General features: G+C 48.1%; 16 protein-coding genes and 2 pseudogenes. 1 reads left to right on the top strand and 17 read right to left on the bottom strand.

Annotated features, from left to right (window positions below; translation table 11 throughout):
- Positions 1–346 precede the first annotated feature (346 nt).
- Together L1F29_RS17465 and L1F29_RS17460 are read right to left on the bottom strand one after the other, a co-directional pair.
- Entirely contained in the window at positions 347–1,378 is a 1,032-nt protein-coding gene (locus tag L1F29_RS17465) for a Cfr family 23S rRNA (adenine(2503)-C(8))-methyltransferase (protein WP_258383344.1), read from the bottom strand.
- Positions 1,379–1,623: 245 nt separating this feature from the next.
- Positions 1,624–3,108 carry an Lsa family ABC-F type ribosomal protection protein gene (locus L1F29_RS17460; protein ID WP_258383343.1) on the bottom strand — a complete coding sequence of 495 codons (1,485 nt, stop codon included), beginning with the start codon at positions 3,106–3,108 and terminating at the stop codon, positions 1,624–1,626.
- A gap of 740 nt (positions 3,109–3,848) precedes the next feature.
- Here L1F29_RS17460 and L1F29_RS17455 point away from each other — a divergent pair.
- The gene (locus L1F29_RS17455) at positions 3,849–4,340 is read left to right on the top strand and encodes a hypothetical protein (RefSeq protein WP_258389554.1); all 492 of its coding nucleotides are present in this window, start codon (positions 3,849–3,851) and stop codon (positions 4,338–4,340) included.
- A gap of 168 nt (positions 4,341–4,508) precedes the next feature.
- Here L1F29_RS17455 and L1F29_RS17450 read toward each other — a convergent pair whose 3' ends face one another.
- The 15 genes and pseudogenes from L1F29_RS17450 to L1F29_RS17390 all read right to left on the bottom strand — a co-directional run bounded on the left by L1F29_RS17450 (position 4,509) and on the right by L1F29_RS17390 (position 15,026).
- The gene (locus L1F29_RS17450) at positions 4,509–4,856 is read right to left on the bottom strand and encodes a VOC family protein (protein WP_258389553.1); all 348 of its coding nucleotides are present in this window, start codon (positions 4,854–4,856) and stop codon (positions 4,509–4,511) included.
- Positions 4,857–4,949: 93 nt separating this feature from the next.
- Entirely contained in the window at positions 4,950–5,438 is a 489-nt protein-coding gene (locus L1F29_RS17445; protein ID WP_258389552.1) for an NUDIX hydrolase, read from the bottom strand.
- A gap of 73 nt (positions 5,439–5,511) precedes the next feature.
- Positions 5,512–6,306: a class I SAM-dependent DNA methyltransferase gene (locus L1F29_RS17440; protein ID WP_258389551.1), complete on the bottom strand. Its 795-nt coding sequence runs from the start codon at positions 6,304–6,306 to the stop codon at positions 5,512–5,514.
- A gap of 32 nt (positions 6,307–6,338) precedes the next feature.
- Positions 6,339–6,677, bottom strand: a complete 339-nt coding sequence (locus L1F29_RS17435; protein WP_258389550.1) for a VOC family protein — start codon at positions 6,675–6,677, stop codon at positions 6,339–6,341.
- Positions 6,678–6,849: 172 nt separating this feature from the next.
- The gene (locus tag L1F29_RS17430; protein ID WP_258389720.1) at positions 6,850–8,079 is read right to left on the bottom strand and encodes a serine hydrolase domain-containing protein; all 1,230 of its coding nucleotides are present in this window, start codon (positions 8,077–8,079) and stop codon (positions 6,850–6,852) included.
- Between the two features lie 201 nt (positions 8,080–8,280).
- A pseudogene (locus tag L1F29_RS17425) lies at positions 8,281–8,884 on the bottom strand (pentapeptide repeat-containing protein).
- 14 nt (positions 8,885–8,898) lie between these two features.
- Positions 8,899–9,021 (bottom strand): annotated as a pseudogene (locus L1F29_RS34430) (PadR family transcriptional regulator); the annotation flags it as partial.
- Between the two features lie 362 nt (positions 9,022–9,383).
- Positions 9,384–9,785: a hypothetical protein gene (locus L1F29_RS17420; protein ID WP_258389549.1), complete on the bottom strand. Its 402-nt coding sequence runs from the start codon at positions 9,783–9,785 to the stop codon at positions 9,384–9,386.
- Positions 9,786–10,096: 311 nt separating this feature from the next.
- Positions 10,097–10,300, bottom strand: coding sequence for a hypothetical protein (locus L1F29_RS34670; RefSeq protein WP_507765374.1), 204 nt, complete (start codon positions 10,298–10,300; stop codon positions 10,097–10,099).
- Between the two features lie 98 nt (positions 10,301–10,398).
- On the bottom strand, positions 10,399–10,653 hold the full coding sequence (locus tag L1F29_RS34665) for a hypothetical protein (RefSeq protein WP_507765373.1): 255 nt from the start codon (positions 10,651–10,653) through the stop codon (positions 10,399–10,401).
- A 267-nt stretch (positions 10,654–10,920) separates the two neighbouring features.
- Positions 10,921–11,496, bottom strand: coding sequence for a DUF3995 domain-containing protein (locus L1F29_RS17410; RefSeq protein ID WP_258389548.1), 576 nt, complete (start codon positions 11,494–11,496; stop codon positions 10,921–10,923).
- Positions 11,497–11,501: 5 nt separating this feature from the next.
- Positions 11,502–11,963: a hypothetical protein gene (locus tag L1F29_RS17405; RefSeq protein ID WP_258389547.1), complete on the bottom strand. Its 462-nt coding sequence runs from the start codon at positions 11,961–11,963 to the stop codon at positions 11,502–11,504.
- A gap of 27 nt (positions 11,964–11,990) precedes the next feature.
- Entirely contained in the window at positions 11,991–12,677 is a 687-nt protein-coding gene (locus L1F29_RS17400) for a response regulator (RefSeq protein ID WP_258389546.1), read from the bottom strand.
- Between the two features lie 31 nt (positions 12,678–12,708).
- Positions 12,709–14,028, bottom strand: coding sequence for a sensor histidine kinase (locus L1F29_RS17395; protein ID WP_258389545.1), 1,320 nt, complete (start codon positions 14,026–14,028; stop codon positions 12,709–12,711).
- 842 nt (positions 14,029–14,870) lie between these two features.
- Positions 14,871–15,026 (bottom strand): hypothetical protein, encoded by a 156-nt coding sequence (locus tag L1F29_RS17390; RefSeq protein ID WP_258389544.1) that lies wholly within the window; start codon positions 15,024–15,026, stop codon positions 14,871–14,873.
- Positions 15,027–15,275: the final 249 nt, after the last annotated feature.

The raw sequence follows: 15,275 nt of genomic DNA, 5'->3' as shown, positions 1-15,275 counted from the left end.
AGCTGAACACAATCCTCCTTTCTCTTTGCGCATAATCAGCGCTTTTTCTTGGTGTATTGGACAAAATGAGTGTTGGAACTATGTATTACCCATTTTCGGAATAAATAAAGCACCAATCCGTAATAAGCCGGGCTCGCTATCCGCTCATCTTTAATAAAAGCTTTAAAGAGCGCCTTCTTGATGGTGATGGGTATCCACCCGTCGATAGACCCATCATTCCGAGGCGCTCCTTTTCTTTCAAAGGCGATTTTTTAGCTTAGCGACGCCACCCTCCTCATTTTACCTCAACTTCCAGTTCAGGTGAATTCGGCTAATGGCAAAGGTATTTGAAAACATGCTACGTCCACTATTCGGTTCGGTATAACTGACCGCATGCCGCATTTATGTCCGATCCGAATTGAGTCCGGACCGTAACGTTCACACCATTTATCTTCAACGTTCGAACGAACGTTTTGATCCTTTCGGGGTCAGTTGGCAAGTAGCTTTGAGGCGTCACTTCTGTCGGATTGTAGGGAATTAGGTTCACGTGGTAGAGATGTTCCCAAGCTCCCCTTCCCTTCAACAGAGCGGCAACCGCTTTCGCATGCTCCGTCGAGTCGTTGAACCCTCGAAGAAGAATATACGCGATATACACCTTTCTACCCGTATGCCGAATATGGCGATCCAATGCATTCATCACGTCGCGTAGCGGAAACCGCTTATTGATCGGCATCAGTTCGCTCCGTTGATCGTCGAACGGCGAATGCAGCGAGAAGGTTAGATTGACCTGCGGAAACTCCTGCGTCAACCTATCGATTCCGGGCAACAGGCCGATAGTGGAAATCGAAATTCTTCGATGTCCTAAACCGAAGTGATGCGGATTGGTCAAAATCGCCAGCGCATCGAAAAGGTGCGGGTTGGCGAGCGCCTCCCCCATGCCCATGAAGGACACGCTGTCCAAGGCGTGGCCGTTCAAGTGAAAGTGAAGCAATTGGTCGGTAATTTCGTCGGCGGTCAGATTTCGTTTCAGGCCGATGGTGCCAGTGGCGCAAAAGCTGCACCCGAACCCGCAGCCGCACTGAGTGGAAATACAATACGATTTCCACCCCCGTTCATAGGTAAGTCGTACGGCCTCTACGCGTTCGCCACCCCCAATGGCAAACAGCACCTTGCTGACCTGCTGCGATGTGAGTTCCTTTACCGGAATGACGCTGGAAACGTGCGGACCAAGCGTCCTGGCCAACTCTTCTCGCAAAAATTTAGGCAGTATTGTGATCCGTTCATATTCAGCAATTCTTTGTTTGAAAATAGCGTCCATAATTTGCCCATACCGGTACGCGGGCTGCTTGAAGTCGGACAAGATCTGCCCAATCGTTTCATATTTCGAGGTTGGTTTCATGTGTTCTCCTTACCGCCGGAGAAAAAGTAATAAAGCAACCTCCGTTGCTTTATTGCGTCATTATCCAACTACGCAGGAAAAAACACGATGCGCTTGCGGACGTAATCGCTACGTGCATCTGTCGATAGATTGGTAAACCTCCGGCAATAGATTTATTTTTTTGTGAACCGGGTCAACCGGAAGAAACCGGTTCACATAATCATCTACAACCTCAATGATCATCGCTTTCATCCTCCTAGAGTAAGTTAAACTTTCAGTTCCACGATTTTTGTTGCGATATGTTTGCAAAACTCGCTGTCGTGCTCCACAAAAAGGATAGTCGGCGAATGCTCCAGCAGCAGCTCTTCGATTTGCATCCTGGATATGACGTCGACAAAATTGAGCGGTTCGTCCCAAACATGCAAATGAGCGCGTTCGCAGAGGCTATTCGCGATCAGAACCTTCTTCTTCTGACCGCCGCTAAAAGAAGCGATGTCCTTTTCGAATTGCAAGCGCGAAAAATCGAGTTTTCTCAAAATCGCTTTGAACAAGCTTTCGTCTATCCCGCTGGATCTGGCGAATTCCGACAAATTGCCCTGCAACTGCGAGGTGTCTTGTGAAACATAGGAAATTTTCATCTGGCTCCCTTTTCGAAACACGCCGGAATAAGGTATCTCCTCGCCGCAAATCAATTTGAGCAAACTGGATTTGCCTGAGCCGTTCGGACCGGAGAGCACGATGCGGTCCCCTTGCTCGACAGTAAAGCTGATGTCATGGCAAACGTTCTTCTCGCCATAATGAATCGAAACGCGGTCAAGCTCGACCAATTGGGGTTTATGATAAGTCATCTGCGAAATTTTCAAGCTTTCCGAGCTATCGACGTTTTTCAGAAGCTGGGATCTATCCTCGATCGCGGATTGCTGTCTTTGCTCGATCGACTTGGATCGCTTCATCATTTTGGCGGCCTTGTGACCGATGTACCCTTTGTCGACCTTGGAGCCGGAGTTACGGGTGCCGTTTTTTGTTTTTTCTACTTCGTGCGACCAGTTGCTCGTTCGCTTGGCCGCTTCGGACAGCCGCTTAATGTCCTTCCTCAGCTTATCGTTCTCGGCCAGTTCGAAATTGTCCTGTCGTTGTTTATTCTCCCACCAGTCTGAAAAATTTCCTTTCTGGATTTCAATATTGGTCCTATTGATCGAAATAATGTGGTCCACACAATTGTCGAGAAACGCCCGGTCGTGTGACACCAAAATAAACCCGCTCTTGTCGTTCAAATAATCACTTACAAGCTTCCGAGCATGCAGATCCAGATGATTTGTCGGCTCGTCGATAAGCAAAAAGCTGTTTTCCTTCAAAAACAGGACCGCCAGCAGCACCTTCGTTTGTTCACCGTTGGACAACGAATCGAACGGCCGGTACAAAACATCTTCTGACAACTTCAGCAGCGAAAACTCGCGCATGAGTTGCCAGTGCTCATAGTCCGGATAGATGTCGGCGATCACATCGAATGTATGGTTCTCCTTGTGTTCGACGTGGAACGGGAAATACTCGAAACTGACGTTAGAGGAAATCGTTCCGCTGTATTCATACCTGCCGAGCAGCAGATTGAGAAACGTAGTCTTTCCCCGGCCGTTCCTCCCCGTAAAGCCCAATTTCCAGTTGGTATCGATTTGTAAACTTACATGCTCAAAAATGTTATCGTAACTGCCGTCATAGGCAAACGTCAGATTAGTTACCTTGACCAATGACATTTCAGGAAACCTCCTTTGTTCTCAAATAAAAAAGAGCCGCAAGAAAGTTGACCTTTCTTGCAGCTCAAAAAATAAGGCAAATCCAACCCGGTGCAGAGTCAGATAAGGATATATTTGAGTGAAAAGAATAAGGTAACTTTCTTGCTAGTATAGAACAAAACACAGCAAACAGAGCTTGTTTTATTCTTTAAACTTCAGCAAGAAATATTACATTATCCTCTTCAACTCCTATCGTAAGCGTTAGCGTAATATTAACATACCCGATATTTCATTGCAATTAACTCTTCGATTAAGACACTTACATCTATGGCGCCGAGGAGGACAACAACATATATCGATAAAAGACAAGAAGTTGTACCGGTTTGCTAATGCGGCAGCCTATGAAAACAGGGAGCAGTGCCGCGGCGGTCTGCTCCCTGTTATGGTTGAACTATCGTTTCCCGTTAGCGCAATGACTCACGCTATTCACTGAGGAATCACCATATCCTTTATGGGCATCTGCACAAGCATATAGTTACTAACCCACATATTGTAAACACAGGGTTTTTTCTTTACGAATAGAGAATGTTTCTTTGTTCAAACTTAGGAAATGCCGAAAACCTTTTAACATGGAATGGCACTCCATTTAAATCCACAAGATTGGCAACTGCGATACTTGGAACAAAGTAAATTAGCCTGTACTAATGTCGAGATATAAAACCCCTTATTGAATTATTTTTAAAAAGCTATGGAGGTCTTGTATGACAAATTTTTATTCTTTTCACGGGACGGTCACTATGATTAGTGATTTTTTTACAGGTCAAATTGATGAAAGAGAAGGCTGTTATCAATTAATATCTGTAGAAAACGGAATGGGAGCAACAGTAAATTTCGTTGTGTCACCAACAACTTACTTTGTAGACCATGTAATGGTGGCAGTAGGAGATCACGTGACTGGATATTATGACGGAAATGCACCTGTTCCTCTTATTTACCCTCCACAATATCAAGCACTTGTCATGGTAAAAGATAGCCCATTACAGAATGTTAAAGTGGATTATTTTAATAGTGAGTTGGAGAGTAGTGACGGACGATTACGATTAATTATTTCTCCATATACGCTAATAGTATCAAGAAATGGGCAACTCTTTTCAAGAAGCCCTGCGAACCGAGATCTGGTTGTTATTTACGGACCTGCCACAAAAAGTATCCCCGCCCAAACCACACCCTATAGAATTATAGTTTTGTGTTAGGGGTATTATAGAACACAAAAGAGTCATCCATTTCGGCGAGTTTTTTTAATTATTTCGCATAACTGCCCGTTAGTTGAGAAAAGGCAGCCGATCTTTCTGACCGGCTACCTTTGTCTTGTTCCTTTCTATCGTTTCCTGTTAGCTCAATAGCAAATGAATTACAACTCGTTATTTCTCCCAAAGCTCGACCAGTCGACCTTCAGGATCTTCAATCCAAATAAACTTTCCAAATTCACTAATCTCTTTTTTCTTTGCAAGAGGTACACCAATATGTTCAAGATGCTTAATAGTCTCGTTTAGATTATGTACTTCGAAATTTAACATCACTTGTTGATCTGTTGGAAAATAACTGTCATTCTCGGTAAAGAAAGAAAAGATAGTCTCATTTCCTAATTGGGGTTTTATCACAGTCCCATTCCAATTTTCTATTTCAATCTTCAGCACTTCACTGTACCATTTTTTTACAACTTCAAGATTCTTAGTTCTCCAAAATATTCCTCCGAAACCTTTTATCATTGTATCTAACTCCTGTCTGTCATCAAATTTTTAGCTATCCTGATAAATGTATTCAAGGTTTAGTCCGAAAACATTAAAAGCTGCCTCGTACAATTAAACACGCCTTTGAAGCTTGACATTGCATTCTGAGGTTGTCGCAGTGACGTACTCCATATAATTCACAGAGCCGTTAAAGTTCAAATATGCTTCATAACGCATGCGGATTGCGGGTAAAGTAATCAAATCCAGAACATTTTCCTTTGGAACCCACCTGCACTCGCTCGTTTCATCAGAAGTAGCTAACTTACCACCCGCAGCTTTGCACACGAAATCAAACATGACCTTCGTAGGAACATCAGTCACACCGTCATACCACTTATGGATCGCTGTATTGGAAACAACGCTAATTAAATGGCTAACAGTGGCGTCTATTCCACTTTCCTCTTTGATTTCACGAATCACGCCATCCAACAGGTTTTCTCCAACTTCAGTTATCCCACCAGGATACACCCAACCATCGTCATGGGCTTTTACTAATAGGATATTTCCATTTCCATCTTCTACAATTCCGCCTGCCGATACAATATGTGTCGGAAACGCCATTTCATAACCTCCAAATACGGCGAAGCTGTATATTTATACCATCTGATTCCTGTACTTTCCTGTTTTCGTGAATTTATGTAAGGGAGCTTAATCTACCATTTTTTCGCGCAGTAACAATAGGCTGGTAATAACCTGATTCTGATGGCATAATCCATTCGATATCCGAGAACCCAACCGTACGCAAAATATGACTAAATTCATCTCGTAATAAAGCTCGGTACCTTGTTTTGTTATGCTTCGTTATCCATTGACCATTAATTTCTTGTATTAAAAAATGGTTGGTCTGATAGGTTTTCGCGTCATCTGCCCAATCCCAAACCTGAAAAACAATACGTTTACCCTTATCGAAAATGCGTGGCTCTGTAGCTCTAGGTTTTTCTTTTACCAGCTCATCGTAATCCCTCATTGTAATGAGAAGAACTCCGTCATCTTTAACTTTAGAATACATATTGATTACAGCGAGATATAAATCTTCATCCGTCAGAAGATGCGGAACTGCATTATCTGCGGAAAGAACGACATCAAAAACTCCGGAAACTTCTTTTTCTAACGAACGAAAATCAGCTACACCAAAGCTTATTTCAACTCCGAAAGATACTGCCTCTTTTGTTGCTCTTTCTATTGATACTGGACTCAAATCAGTAGCAGTTATTTTAAATCCATGATTAGCCAATCCTATTGCTTGTGTGCCGATACCGCAGGAACAGTCTAAAAGTGAGGCATCCACTTTGTCCGGACTCGCGAGTTTTGAATGAATGATTTTGCTTAAAACCTCACCCTGCCAAGAAATAGCATGATTCCAATCAACGAAAATAAGATGGTAAGTTTCAGCTAGGTCATCATAAAAATCTAAAACAGATTCCTCCACTATACTCATCACCTATTTGGTATTAGTAGTCTTCAATAGTAATTTCGACAGTTCCGAATTAACCCCTTCTTTCTACCACAAAAATGCCCTGCTATTCTTACCCTGCCGTTCCATGCTGGTTTTGCAAAAGGTTGCTGAATATCTTTTTCATCAGACGGCGTATAAAATTTGATTAGCTCTATCCATGCCTGACCGTCTGGCAATCCTACACATGCTGCTTTAACGTCATTAAGCCCAAATACCTGATCCATCCACTCTCCTTCCGATTCCCATTCCCCTTGCACCTCAAGGTTAAACATCGAGAAAAAACTCTTTACAGAGAGATCATTTACGATTACACCCACATGATCTATTCTATCTTCAAATCTCATTCCTCCTACGTTCCTAGGGGGTCCGCGATTCCCGTTACGACGATCGACGAAGTCAGATAGCCGCCGAGGGAGCTTAATAAAACAGCCGCGTCACGTCCAGGTTCTGCCCCAAAAAGGCCGATGAAATTCACCGGCCTTTTTTTAAACGAACGATGAACCGCGCGGCTCGGTGTCAGTCTTCGATTGCCTGATAGACCGTGGTCCAGAAGTCGTGGATAAGCCGCGCTGAATCCGGGCTTGACATCCCGACCTGGGTGAGCAGGATTCCGGTGAGCTGGTTGTCCGGGTCGGCGTAGGTCGAGGTGCCGCTTCCGCCGTCCCAGCCGAACTGGCCGATGGACGCGTAGTCACCACGGTAGGTGCGCACCGCCATCCCGAAGCCCCAGCCGCCGTGCTGCCCTTGGCCGTGCGACACATGGACGTTGTTGCTGGCCATGGCGTTTCGGGCGGTTTGTTGCTCGGGCGTGAGGCGGTTGGTGGTCATCAGATGGACGGCGGGCCGGGACAGGATCCGTTCGGTCCCGTGCATCCCATGATTCAGCAGCATCCGGAAGTAGGCGTGGTAGTCGTCGACGGTGGAGGAAAGTCCACCTCCGCCGCCCTGGAACGCCGGAGGCTGGCTGTGGCGTCCCTCCTTGGCCTCGTCCCACACGATGAACTCTCCGGTCTGCGGGTTGGGGGCGTAGAGGGGCGGCAGCCGGTCGATCTTGTCGGCGGACACGTGGAAACCGGTGTCCTTCATGCCCAGGGGGTCGAAGATGCGTTCACACAGGAACGTCTCAAACGATTGGCCCGTGACCCTGGCGACGAGCACGCCGAGTAGATCGTTGCTGATGTGGTACTGCCAGCGCTCTCCGGGCTGGTGCATCAGCGGAAGCGCACCAAGGCGGCGCATCCACTCATCCGGCTCGGGCATCGGCTCCGGTAGATTGGGCGTGAGCCCCTGCTCTAAGATCGCGCCCATGATCGGAGTGCCCAGCGACGTCATATCCATGCCGAGCCCGAACGTGGAGGTCAACAGGTCCCGTACGGTGATCGGCCGCCGCGCCGGCATGGTTTCGTCCAGCGGGCCGTCGGCCCGTTTCAGCACCTGCCGGTCGGCGAGTTCTGGCAGCCACGGCTCTACCGGGTCGTCCAGCCGCAGCCTGCACTCGTCGAGCAGGATCATCACCGGCGCGACAGCGACCGGCTTAGAAGTGGACGCCATCCGGAAGATCGTGTCCCGGCGCATCGGCGCGCCACCGTCATGGCGCATCGTGCCAAGCGCTTCGACGTGCGTCTCACCGTACCGGCTGACCAGAGCGACGAGCCCAGGAATCTTCCCGGACTCGACATGCCGTGCCAGCACGTCGCGCATTCTGCGCAGCCCTGTTTCGGAGAAGCCTCTATTGCTTTGTGCCATCATCTTTTGCATTTGGTTTCCCTCTCTTTACTTTTAGCCCTATTGTTTTAAACTATAAATTCTCTTATGTTATTCATCCTTGAAAGTCCTTTGTCAAAAAGGTGTATTCGATGCATCAAAGAGACTGAATATTGGCAATCAAAATCTGACTCACCTCCTGTTCTGGGTAAACAGAATCGAGATATGTCCTGCTGCTTCTCCTTATCGAACCGTAATCTTGGACAAATCGGCCTCCATGCCTTTAAGCGCGGCATAGGTCAGCTTATCCATGACCGCGCCGTCAAAGCAGACGGTTTTGATGGCGCGGTAGTACTTCTTGGACAACAAAGACCCTTGGAAAGACGCATTCTTGAGTGTCGCGCCCTTGAACGAAACTTCGTTCAAAGCCGCTTTGTCGAACTTGACGCCGATGAAGGTTTGGCCGTCAAGACGCAGCCCTGCCAGATCGGAAGATGTGAAGTCAACACCGTCAAACATACAGTTTTCAAAGATTGTTTTTCTGAGGTCGGTCATGGTCAGCTTGACATCGGTCAGCTTTGCACCTATGAATTTTGCTCCGTCTAGACCCGACTTGCTGAAGTTGGTGCGCACAAGGATGGATTTATTGAAGCTCGTTTTGCTCAATGTCTCCGATGCTTTCAATGGTCCTCTCGAAAGCGGTTTCATCATCCTTGCCCTCGGCTTTGAGTTCACGGAACCGCTCCTGTAAATCAGAAAGCAGGTCGACCTTTAATTCGGTGACGCTCTATACCCCATCGTACGGTGCGAAAACGATGTTCAAATAGTTGTTCAATTTCTCATTCATAACAACAAACCTCCCTATAATAAGTTTTCGAGCACGCATTTTGCATACTCCCAGTTGCTTTTGTTCCGGGCGTAAGTCATCTTGCCTTTCTCGGTAATCCTAAAATATTTGCGCCGTCCGCCCTGTGATTCATCGCCCCGGCTGAAGAAATCGAAGAGTATGATTTAATCCAGTCGATTCCCGGTATTGGCCATAAAATTGCTGCAACAATTTTATCGGAAGTTTGAGAAATCGACCGATTTGGCCCGCACGCCTTCTAACGGCTCAACCTATTGAATCCCTAGCTCTTTTCATTCATCAACCTCGTCTAAGAGGTAGAGGGATGAAATCCTGCGAATACACGAGCTTGCGTGAGAAAATCAAATCATATCGAGGGAGCTTAATCAATACCGAATTCGAATGGATGCGAGTTGCCTCCGTTGTATTTGAGATTTATTGAGTAGAATCAATCTGGGTCCTCCTTCCTCCAAATACTTTTTATTGGTCACGCCTACTGAATTTAAGCAGGACCGTCGGTCCCCGGTATTAATCCCAAGATGATCAGTATGAATGCAACGGCCATCAAGATCCAGCTAGGATGAAGACGGCGCATTACCCAAAGAGATATTGCAGTACCATAAAGAAAAGAACTGCCAGCAAGTAGGCCCGTCGCGAGCTTTGCATTCTGTTCGAACCAGATGGCAGCGACGATCAAGGCGAGCCCGCTGAGTAACCAGTTGAACGAGGTGAAATGTAAAAGCAACTTCAAAAGCCTTTGCATCGGTGTAGATATCCGTCCATCCGCCACAAAAACCGCATCGATCTGCCTGATTATCAGCCGTTGCATCAGCATTCCGTGAACCACTGCCGTGCCACCGCCGATAGCCCCGGCCGCCGTCAATGCAATACTATGCCAATCCATATCCATATACCTCCAGTAAATATGTCTCCATCACATATCAACACATTTTCAACACCGGATACTTTTTATTGATGCCATTCCTGTCAGAGACTCTTGTTGTTCGCGGTGCGTTGAAGTGCGTGCCGCCGGATGGGCGCAAGAATCAGCCAGCGAATAATACCACTGAACGGTCGGATGAACAGACAGTATCGGCCCATAGCAAGACTATCCGTTAGCTCAATGAGGGAACCACTTGTACAAGCCCGCCGGCAGACATTTATATGTATGTTGCAGAACATCCTAGGGGTAGGCATGGCGGTCATAGCGGATTCTCAGGATTCGCCGTGCAGGGCTCGCCTGCGATCATGCAGCACCAGCAGGATGATCATCCCCATCATCACGCCCAAGACGATGCCGGCCTCCATGGTTAGTACCCGTGCCAGCGGGTACTCCGGGCTGAACTGCGAATCGGAGCGAATGGCGGAAAAGAGGTTGTAGGAGAACAGCATTCCTGATGAGATCCATGCTGCTGCCATGGGGGCAGGAACCTCCGCGACCCTCGGCGGAAGGTCAGCACCATCAGGCTCCACGCCCCCGCGAAGGCCCACGCGCCGGTACTCAACGTCAGCAGGTGTCACCATATATCGCGGTCATCCAGCATATCCGGGTCGATGCCGAGGGTGCCGCCCAACGCCCAGAACACCTTGATGATGCCGAGCAGGATGCAGCCGACTGCGGCGAGCCTGGCAAGGGTGATTTGCAACTGTCGGGTATGTCCCGGCAACTCCGCGTAGTCGGTCGGACCGCCCAGTGCCTCGGGCCACCGCGCCTTGGCGTACCCCGCCAAGGCGAGCGGCAGGTAAATGCCGACCCCGACAAGTGAGATCATGATTAAAAATCTGCTCGTAGACCTAGAAGTCGGCTGTGCCTGCCTCTTTATCCCGGGTCATGGCGGCCGGGCCGAGTACCGGTACCAGCAACAGCATGGGGACGAGCACTCCGGTGCCCAACCATACGGGCAAAGCCACCAGCCAGGCAGGCAGCCGCTCACCCCACGGCCTACCGAACGCCATCGCCAGCAGGATACCGACCGCATCGGGTCCGTCCAAGCCTGAAATACTATCTCGTGGGGCGCATCCTTCGGCCTGCCAATTGCTTATGCAAATCGCACACCCATAATCCCAGAGACCAAACCGACAATAATGCCGATCATGCAAGCCGCCAGCCAGAATTTTCTGCTGCGGGCGTTTTTCAAGAAACAGTACCCTAATAGGCCAAATAATATCCCCTCGATTAAAAACCAAGGTTCAAAGAGCACTAGATCCCACAACACAAAGGCATCTTCATGGATGTCAATTGATCCCGATTCCAACCCGACTACCCCACTGATTTGAAGTATTCTATAAACAATTCCATAAATGCCGTGCGAAGCAGCTAACGAACATCCTGCCCAGGCTATAAATAGCCACAGATAACTAGAAAATCTGCCCTTACTCCAATAAATAAATGCAAGACCAATGATTCCGGCAACGGTTAGAAATACAGATGCAATCCCATTAATCAAATCAAAATGGATATGTTGTACGATATCAGGTTTTAGTAGACTCTCCCCTATCGTGCCGCCTAAAGCCCAGTAAAGGTGTGGTAACATATAAACGATGGACCAAATAAAAACTGCGTAACCCGACCAAACCAACGATTTTGTTTGCGTATGTTGCGTATGCGTATGCATATCTATCACGCTTCCCTAGTCATGCCGTCTATCAATCCGCGCCGTGCACGCCACGCGGTGAAACCAAACAAGACTGCTCCAATCAGAGACCATGGACCTGGCCCTAATATATAAAGGAAAATCATGAAGTCCTTGCGTTGCACCGCGAGAATCAAATGCCAGACATCGTGTAAACTCATAAATGTAAAAGCGATCCATGTGAGAGAAAGCGCTGCCCGGAACCATTTTCTTCCGCCCCAGAAGCGGACAAGAGTCATTGCCGCCGCCGCAAATATGAAACAGATGAGGCTGGGAAGTACACCCCATGCTAAAAACAGTCCTATCTTCTGTTCCGCAGCAGGTGCGTTAACGAAACCGATGAGGTTTGCGATAAAGTGGATAACGCCAAGCCCGAACGCTGCGGCAAACGCGCCGTATCCCATCCATTTCTCACCTGTTGTTTGCATCCTTTCATTTCGTTCTTTCATATCACATCACTCCTATTTCTCTGCAACTTATACATCTCCTCGCTTGCGCTGAACGACGCCTTGTTCCCAAGCGAAGACCGCCGCCTGGGTCCGATCCGCCAGCTGCAATTTGCCAAGGATATTGCTGACATGGCCTTTCACTGTTTGCTCGCTGATGACCAACGATTGCGCGATTGCTGCATTGGCGTTTCCTTGGGCGATAAGGCGCAATACTTCAAGCTCACGATCGGTTAAATTATTGAAAACGTTCGGAATATCCTTTCGTTCCTCGCGAAGCTCCTGCACTACCCGAGCGGCCACGCGCGGATGGAGAAACGCTTCGCCGCCACGCGCTTTTCGGATAATGTCAGCAAGATCGCCCGACTGGACATTCTTTAATACGTAAGAAAGAGCTCCCGCACGCAAAGCGGGAAAAATATAGTCGTCCTCCTGAAAAGAGGTCAACACAACAATCTGGGAATGGGGGCTGAGTTTCTTTATTCGGCGGATCGCTTCAATCCCGCCAATTCCCGGCATCGACAAATCCATCAGGACGACATCGGGCACCAGATTGGCTACAAGATGTTCAGCTTCCTCTCCGGAAGCCGCTTCCCCCACGATGCGCAAATCGGATTGCGTTTCGAGAAATGAACGAACTCCCTGGCGCACCAGGCTATGATCATCAACCAGCACAATGTGAATGTTATCCTCCATCGGTATTCTCGTTCCCTTCACTTATAGACTCGTACTTAGGCTCCATCATGCTTCATTGTCCTGCTGCCTGGTCCGGCACCGTTGCAGTGACGATAAACCCTTGCTCCGGCTCGCTCTGGTAGCTAACCTGTCCTCCGAATGGAAGGAGCCGTTCAGGCATGGAAAGGAGACCGACCCCTTTTCCTATTTTGCTTGAGACATGACACCCTCGACCATTATCGGATATTTCCAGTGTCGTCCTATCCGGTTCAAACATGAGTTGAATACGAACGGCACGCGCCTCGCTGTGGCGGGCAACATTCGACAACGCTTCTTGTGTCAGACGGTATAAGGCTTCTTCCAGCTGCAACGGGATCGGGTTCATCCCTTGGACTTGAAAAACAGCATCGATCCCAGTTCGCTCTGCCCATTGCTCGATTTGCTCGCGCAGCGCTTGCGGAAACCTTTTGCCTTCCAGCGTGGCGGGACGCATCTCATGGATCAGATTCGTGAGATCGTCCTGCACCTGCCCCAGCAAGTCCTCTGCTTGTTCCAGCCTGGGGAGCGCACCTTCTTTCCCCTGCAGGAGAAGTGCTTTCGCTCCACTAATTTGCATGAATAGCGCGAACAACTGCTGCTTGATGCTGTCGTGCAAATCACGCGCCATTCTCCCCCTCTCGTCCATAGCCGCTTGCTCTTGGCGCACCTGCACATGGTGCCGGAGCTGTTCAGCCATATGATTCAAGCGGCGTGATAGCCGTCCGATTTCGTCTCCGCCCGGATCATCAACCAAGACGGAGAAATCGCCGCGACTCCAATTGTCAGCGGCATCCGCCAATGTTCCGAATCTCCGGATGAGTGGCCGTGAAGTGACCGCACCAAACACAGCGCCTGCCGTTCCAACACATAGAACTATGATTACTGAGGCTGGAAGCAAGACAGTCACGCCGATTCCAAGCCATAACGAGGGATGAATCTTGAAGTTTTCCGCTTGCATAACGAGAATTCCATCTGCCTGCTTCTCCGTTGCCCCAAGCGGTATGAATACGAGAACTCCTGTTGATGCGCTCTCATGTGTTATCAACTTGACTTCACCCTGGCTGTCGAGATACATTTGCAAATGATCCGCTGCCTGATTTGTGAGCTGTGCCGACAGCAAAGTTCCATGTGACGGAGGGCGGACGCCGGCCCCTGTCGAAGCGATAACTTGCCCTTGCCGGTCAACGACAGCAAGTATGCCCGTGTAAGAAAACACTTTGTCCACGACTCGCTGTTTCTGCTCGAGCCAAAGAGTCAAGCCTGCACGATCGGGTCCTTGATCGCCTGCCAGCAAAGAACCGGCCACATTCGCATTGCTTTTCAAGGCACTCGTTAGTAAAAATGAGTGCGACATATGCATTCCCCACCCGAGCGCCAAGAGGAGCAGAAGCTCTACAAGGAGCCAGGCCAAAATGCTGATCAGCATATAGGATCGCGTCAGTCGCCAATGCAGCGGTCGAAATGACTTGAAAAAACGTTTCCGCACAATATTCTCTTTTCTAGTTGACATTTTACATTAATGCCCAGGAGAACGCCGCGTACCCACTCCCCATCCACCACGGAGTAACGGTACATTTTGCTAAAGCCCAGGATGTTTGATCCACCATGATTTCTCCTTTCGTCAATGCAATCTTTCATGCCACTATGAATTCCGTTATGGCATGGTACGAAGTGATCACTTCTACAAAAAAGTATATACTATAATAAACGATATGGGTTGCCTCTATAGGAGTGTTTCAGACGATACTTCGGATGCATAACGGACTACCACTTAGCCGCGGCAGTCCGTTCTTGTTCATATTAGCGGAATACTCCAATCTAACTCCGGATCGTCTCGCCCCTCAGTTTCATGCGATTTGATATGTTACAATGATTATGCACATGGGTTTGTATCGCAGAGGCTTATCTAAACGAGTGGGTGAAAATCCTTCGAAATATAACGATCCGCACATGTTTATATGCAATCAATGTATTCATATGGGACATAACAAAAATAGCAGGCCAAGACTTTGTTCCTGTTTTGGCCTGCTATTTTTGTTATTTCACTATCGTTTCCCGCTCAGACAAATTTTTTACTTCGTGCCAACCAAGGGGGATCGAACCCCTGACCTCTTGAATGCCAGTCCGCGGTTTACTCGGACTTGATTCGGACTTTGTTCTAGTTAATACACTTACTCGATTTGCGAAGAAAATTTATTATTGATCCATTACTCCTGTTGTCTCTTGGGATGCGATTTGTTTTTGAGCTTTGACAACCTCGTTACGCTCATGGTTGAATTCGTTGTTTTCGCTGAATTTACTAATATCCTCCTGTACCTGTTCTTGTTGAGATAAGGTTTCTTGCTCCTTCATGAATATCCTCCCTCTCTTTAAGCAAACAGTTAAGGTTAGTATGTCCAATAAAGGGGAATCGATGTCTTCTTTAGAGTTAGCTTAGGAGAAGTTTTGTTTGGCTGAAAGTAAAGCCGATATGTAGGCTTCAGCTATCGTTCCCGTTAACATTCCTGTAGGTGTTAGTAGATTCAATTTGCAGAAAAACGAACGCCCCGCTAGGATGAGTATGTACTGGGTTGGAGCCCTCAGAACTCACCTTAGGAGGCG

The organism is Paenibacillus spongiae (genome assembly GCF_024734895.1).
GTDB classification, from domain to species: Bacteria; Bacillota; Bacilli; order Paenibacillales; family Paenibacillaceae; genus Paenibacillus_Z; species Paenibacillus_Z spongiae.
Note: the sequence above shows the minus strand (reverse complement) of the source record. Positions and strands in the feature narration are given on the sequence as shown.